The organism is Xanthobacter sp. BG11Y11_SDJG, from assembly GCF_057364445.1.
The window spans coordinates 1-5,360 of the sequence record NZ_JBNFNU010000302.1 but is presented as its reverse complement, the minus strand read 5'-3'; the positions used below and the strand labels follow the sequence as shown (position 1 = coordinate 5,360).

General features: G+C 70.9%; 4 protein-coding genes and 4 pseudogenes. 4 read left to right on the top strand and 4 right to left on the bottom strand.

Translation table 11 applies throughout. The features are described from left to right. Nucleotides 1-46 precede the first annotated feature (46 nt). Nucleotides 47-504, top strand: a pseudogene (locus tag AC2W7M_RS19230) (GNAT family acetyltransferase). 230 nt (nucleotides 505-734) lie between these two features. Further along, nucleotides 735-1,664: a histone deacetylase family protein gene (locus AC2W7M_RS19225; RefSeq protein ID WP_486134122.1), complete on the top strand. Its 930-nt coding sequence runs from the start codon at nucleotides 735-737 to the stop codon at nucleotides 1,662-1,664. A 19-nt stretch (nucleotides 1,665-1,683) separates the two neighbouring features. Here AC2W7M_RS19225 and AC2W7M_RS19220 read toward each other — a convergent pair whose 3' ends face one another. The 4 genes and pseudogenes from AC2W7M_RS19220 to AC2W7M_RS19205 form a co-directional block, all read right to left on the bottom strand. Further along, nucleotides 1,684-1,947, bottom strand: coding sequence for an AIM24 family protein (locus AC2W7M_RS19220; RefSeq protein WP_486134121.1), 264 nt, complete (start codon nucleotides 1,945-1,947; stop codon nucleotides 1,684-1,686). Nucleotides 1,948-2,026: 79 nt separating this feature from the next. Further along, a pseudogene (locus AC2W7M_RS19215) lies at nucleotides 2,027-2,317 on the bottom strand (AIM24 family protein); the annotation flags it as partial. A 146-nt stretch (nucleotides 2,318-2,463) separates the two neighbouring features. Further along, a pseudogene (locus tag AC2W7M_RS19210) lies at nucleotides 2,464-3,388 on the bottom strand (SRPBCC family protein). Beyond that, nucleotides 3,385-3,725: pseudogene (locus AC2W7M_RS19205) on the bottom strand (ArsR/SmtB family transcription factor). The pseudogenes AC2W7M_RS19210 and AC2W7M_RS19205 overlap by 4 nt, the downstream one beginning before the upstream one ends. 335 nt (nucleotides 3,726-4,060) lie before the next feature. On the opposite strand from AC2W7M_RS19205, the gene AC2W7M_RS19200 reads away from it, so the two are divergent. After that, nucleotides 4,061-4,729 (top strand): hypothetical protein, encoded by a 669-nt coding sequence (locus AC2W7M_RS19200; protein WP_486134120.1) that lies wholly within the window; start codon nucleotides 4,061-4,063, stop codon nucleotides 4,727-4,729. Beyond that, nucleotides 4,714-5,181 (top strand): hypothetical protein, encoded by a 468-nt coding sequence (locus AC2W7M_RS19195; RefSeq protein WP_486134118.1) that lies wholly within the window; start codon nucleotides 4,714-4,716, stop codon nucleotides 5,179-5,181. The genes AC2W7M_RS19200 and AC2W7M_RS19195 overlap by 16 nt, the downstream gene beginning before the upstream one ends. Nucleotides 5,182-5,360 lie beyond the last annotated feature (179 nt).

Genomic DNA, 5,360 nt, shown 5'->3' with positions numbered 1-5,360 from the left:
CTCGCGCGGCCGCCGCCCCCCGACCCGCTCCCGAGGAGACGCCGCAATGACCGCCCACCCCATCGCCGTCTCCACCGACGCCGGCCCTCTCGCCATCGACCATGCGGGCGACGCGGATGGAGCCGCCCTTGCCGCTCTGTGGGCGCGCGCCGGCCTCACCCGGCCGTGGAACGATCCGCTCGCCGACATCGCCCTCGCCCGGCGCGGGCCGCACTCCACCATCCTGGTGGCGCGGCAGGCCGAGGCCATCGCCGGCTCGGTGATGGTGGGCCATGACGGCCACCGCGGCTGGCTCTATTACCTCGCCGTGGAGCCGGCGCTCCAGGGCAAGGGCATCGGCCGCGCTCTGGCGCTGGCGGCCGAGGACTGGCTCAAGGGCGCGCGGTCCCCAAGCTGATGCTGATGGTGCGGCCGGACAATGCGCAGGTGCGCGCCTTCTACGCGGCGCTCGGCTATCAGGAGGAGGAGCGCATCGTCTTCTCCCGCCGGCTCGACGGGAACTGAGCGGGCGCAGGCCCTGCCGGCGATTGAGCCGGCGCAAAGCGCTACCGGGCCGACCGGAATATGGTATGCAAGGCGAAGCTCTGCGCGCCCGAGAGCACGCGCCGATCAGCTTGCGGTGCCAGCTGATCGGCGCGTGCTCTGCCAATAATTTAGAGGGCGATCCCCCGATCGAATTCAGTCGATTTGATCGGATCGCGCTCTGGAAGACAGCCCGAGGAAACGCCGCACCCATGTCCACGCTGCTCGTCACCCATCCGTCCGGCCTCGCCCACGCCACCCCGCCCGGCCATCCGGAGCGGGCCGACCGGCTGCGCGTCCTCGACCGCATCTTCGAGCAGGAGAAGTTCGCGAACTTGGTGCGCGACCTCGCCCCGCGCGGCGCGCGCGAGGACATCATCCGCGTTCATCCGGAAGACTTCGTCGACGCCATGGCCGAGGCGAGCCCGAAGGAAGGGCTGGTGCGCATCGATTCCGACACGCTGCTCTCGCCCGGCAGCTGGGAGGCGGTGCTGCGCGCGGTGGGCGGCGCCTGCTTCGCCGTGGACGAGGTGATGGACGGCAAGGTCTCCAACGCCTTCGTCGCCATGCGCCCGCCGGGCCACCATTGCGAGACGCGCCGGCCCATGGGCTTCTGCCTGCTCAACCAGGTGGCCATCGCCGCGCGCCATGCCCAGGCCAAATACGGCCTCGACCGCGTGGCGGTGATCGATTTCGACGTGCACCACGGCAACGGCACCCAGGAGATCTTCTGGGCCGACGACAGCGTGCTCTATTGCTCCACCCACCAGATGCCGCTCTATCCCGGCACCGGCGAGGTGAGCGAGACCGGCGCGGTCGGCACCATCGTCAACGCGCCGCTCGCCTCCGGCGACGACGGCGCGAAGTTCAAGGAGGCGATGGAGAGCCGCATCCTGCCACGGGTGGAGAGCTTTGCGCCGGACCTGATCCTGATCTCCGCCGGCTTCGACGCCCATGTGCGCGACCCGCTCGCCTCGCTGCGCCTCGTGGACACGGACTTCGCCTGGATCACCAAGCGGCTGATGGAGATCGCCGACAAGAAGTGCCAGGGCCGCGTGGTCTCGGTGCTGGAAGGCGGCTACGACCTGGAGGGCCTCGCCTCCTCCGCCGCCGCGCACGTCACCGCCTTGATGCGGGGGTGACGCCGGCAGGCCGCGCGCCTCAGTGGTGCTCGCCGGAGGGCAGATAGGGCCGCAGCGCGTGGGCGAGCTTGGCGGGCGTCAGCGACTGGAGCCACACCTGCCCCGGCCCCGAGAGCCGGGCGAGAAACAGGCCGTCGCCGCCGAACAGGATGTTCTTCACGCCGCGGATGGTGGTGATCTCGAAGCCCACGGTCTCCTCGAACATGCCCACATGGCCGGGATGCACCAAAAGGTCCTGGCCCTGCTTGAGCGTGTAGCTGACGATCTCGCCGCCCAGCTCCACGAAAGCCGGGGCCCTCCCCGGTGAGGTGCTGGAGCACGAAGCCCTCGCCGCCGAACACGCCGGCGCCGAGCGACTGCTGGAAGCCGATGGCGAGGCTGAGCCCCGCCGCGCCGGCGAGAAAGCCGTGCCGATGGATCAGCAGGCCCCGCCCCGCACTCACCTTCATCTCCATGATGGCGCCGGGCACGGTGGCCGCGAACGCGACCAGCGCCTCGCCGCCCTCGGCGGTGAACTCGGTCATGAACAGGCCGCCGCCGGACACCGCCCGGCCGATGGCGCCGAAGAAGCCCGAGGCGCCGCCGGTCGCCGTCGTGGTGCGCATGGCGACGTTGGAGGTCATCCAGGACAGCCGGTCCGGCTCGGCCAGCATGGTCTCGCCGGCCTCCAGCGTCAGGGTGAGGACCGGAAGGGTCGTGCCGGAAATCTCGCTGCGCATGGCCTGGGCTCTCCCATTCGGCGCTCGAGTGGCGCCGATGGTAATCTAGCACAGGCAAACGGTGCCCTGGAAGCGCCGCCTCACGCAGCACCGACGAAACGGGCGAGCTTGCCGAGCGTCTGCAGGCCCAGCTCGATGGCACCGAAGCCTTTCGCCGTCTGGAACTCCGCCTCGGAGCTGAACACCATGCCGAGCCTCACCGTGGTGGCGCCATCGCGCTCCTCGAAGGTGGCCCAGGCGTCGGCGTGCTTCGGCCCGTTCTCGCCCCACAGCAGCGCATAGGCGATCCGCTCCTGCGGCCGCACCTCGCCGTAGCGGTGATGGTTGGGGAAGACGGTGCCGTCGGGGGCGATCATGTCGAACACCCATTCGCCGCCGGCGCGAAGGTCGATCCGCTGGGTGCGGCAAGAGAAGCCGTCCGGTCCCCACCATTGCGGCAGCGTCTCGGGATTCATCCAGGCGTTCCAAACGAGGCTGCGCGGCGCGCGGATGACGCGCTCCAAAACCATGGTCCGCGCCGCGACGCCGGCGAGGTTGCCGAGCCCCGCCTCGAAACCCTGCCGGTAGCCCGCCGCCATGTTCGCGGCGAGCGACGACAGCTGCACCGTCACCACCAGCCGGCTGCGGGCATCCGAGCCGGAGAAGTCCGCCGTCACCAGCGCTGCCGATTGCGCCACGCCGCCGGCGGAGACCACCTCGTAATTCACGCTGCGTACCGCCGGCTCCAGCTCCAGCCAGCCGCATTCGCAGCGGATGTCGGGCGCGCCCGCGACCTTGCAGAGCGAGACTTCGCGCCCGCCGACGCGCGTGTCGGCCTCCAGGAACGCGACGCTGACGTCGGGTGTGGGCGCGGCCCCAGACCGCCCGCGCGGCGGGGTCGGTCCAGGCCTGCCACAACACGGGCAGGGGCGCCGCGACCTCGCGCGCGAAGGTCAGCGTCGCGAAGCGGCCGTCGGCGGGTTCGGCCGCCGCAGGGAGGGGCGCGGGGTTCGGCGTGGCGGTCATTCCTTGGGCTCCTTCATCGTGCGCGTGACCAATGCTTCCAGCCGGTCGAGCCGGCTTTCCCAGATGGCCCGCTGCGCGTCGAGCCAGGTCCGCGCCGGGGCGAACGCCTCCGGCACGATGGCGCAGGTGCGCACCCGCCCGTCCTTGGTGGAGGCGATCAGCCCCGCCGCCTCCAGAACCGAAAGGTGCCGCATCACGGTCGCAGGCTCAGGCCAGTGGGCCCGGACAGGTCCGTGACCCGCGCCGGTCCCGCGGCAAGGCGGGTCAGGATCGCCCGGCGGGTGGGATCGGCCAGAGCGTGGAATAGCAGGGACAGGTCCGGATCATGCTTAGCCATATCGCTAAGTATCATCGGCACGCCAGGCGCACAAGAAACACTTCGTCAACGCGCTAAGTTTCCTTTGGAGCGCCGCGTCGCAAGCCCCCCTTGAAAGACCCCTTTTGGAGGCCGGGACGGAGGCAAAACCGACTGGCGCGGCAAGGACACGGGCTGTCTTTGCCGCAGATCGGAGCGCCGCGTTCGCAGCGGCGGCAGGCGGCAACCGCCATCGGCGGATTTTCGGCCGCCTCCGCCTCGAAAGCGCCCCGGCGGCTTGCGGTTTTTTGTTGGGAATGATGATGTCGCCGGACGCCCCAGCGGCGCAAAGGTTCGTCCTCCAAGGTGCGTCACCCATGAAGTCCAACGGAGGCGCGCAGGGCGCCGTCATCGGCTTCCGCCTCCCGTGCCCGCTGCTCGCCGTGCTTGCATGTTTGGTCTGCGCCGCAGTCTGCATCACCCCGGCGCGCGCGGGAGAGGCTGATGACCGGCAGGGCGTCACCCTCACCTTCTTCAACGCCCCGGCCGAGGGTCAGCCGCTGCTGCGCCCGCCCACTTTGGGCCTGGCGGTGGGAAGCGGCGAGATCCACCGGGCGGTGCTCGACACCGGATCGACCGGCGTCGTGGTCTCGGCGTCCTCGATCCTCGACCTCGACGATCTGCCGGTGATCGGCCCGGGCCAGCTCACCTATACGAGTTCCGGCCGCATCATGCAGGGCCGCTACGTCCTCTCGGCCGTCACCGTGATCGGCAAGAACGGCGCGGCGATCACCACACGGCCGATCCCGGTGCTGGCCGTGGAAAGCGTGAACTGCCTGGCCTCGGCCCGCAATTGCGAGCCGCGGGAGCAGCCCCGCGGCATCGCCATGCTCGGCGTCGGCTCGCGCGCGAGGCCGACCGCCAGACCGCCGGGACCCCCGACAAGAATCCGTTCCTCAATCTGCCCGCCATGGGCCGGCCGGGCAGTCCCGGGCCGATCGCGCGCGGCTACATCCTGGGCCGGCGGCACGTGCAGGTGGGACTGACGCCGGGCGACGTCGGAGCGCACTTCGTCACCACCCCGCTCACGCGCGATCCGCAGCGGGACGATTGGGCGCCGCCGCAGGCCTGTATCGCGGTGGCGCAGCGCATGCCGCCGGCGTGCGGAACCCTGCTGGTGGATACCGGCGTCACCGCCATGTACCTGTCGCTCCCCGATTCGCAGACCAGCGACCGGGAGATTCTGAACGCGCGCGGCGAGCCCCTCCTCGCCGACGGCGTCGAGCTGGCGATCCTGCCGCCGCCGGGCGCGAGCGCGCCGTCCTACCGCTTCGTCGTCGGCGATCCCTCGAACCCGGTGGCCCCCGAGCGGGTGGTGCTGGTGGGCGAAGGACGACGCCCGCCTTTCGTCAACACCACCGTGCGGCTGCTCAACACATACGATTATCTGTTCGACGCCGACGCCGGGCGGATCGGCTTCCGAGCGGTGAAGCGCTGAGGCCGCAGGAAAGGAACAGCGATGCCGAACGGGGATGCGCCCACGGCGGCCGGCGGTGACGCGGAACGGCCGGCCGCCATGGAGGGCCACGGCGCCTATAATCGCGGCTCGCGGGTGCAGGGCTCGTCCTCCGCGCCCGCTCTGGGGCTGCTGGAAGCGGCGGCGCGCGAGGCCGCCCT

Bases quoted from the DNA above. Each gene is read 5' to 3' on its own strand.
- AC2W7M_RS19225 (WP_486134122.1), top strand. From the start codon at position 735: ATGTCCACGCTGCTCGTCACCCATCCGTCCGGCCTCGCCCACGCCACC.
- AC2W7M_RS19200 (WP_486134120.1), top strand. From the start codon at position 4,061: ATGAAGTCCAACGGAGGCGCGCAGGGCGCCGTCATCGGCTTCCGCCTC.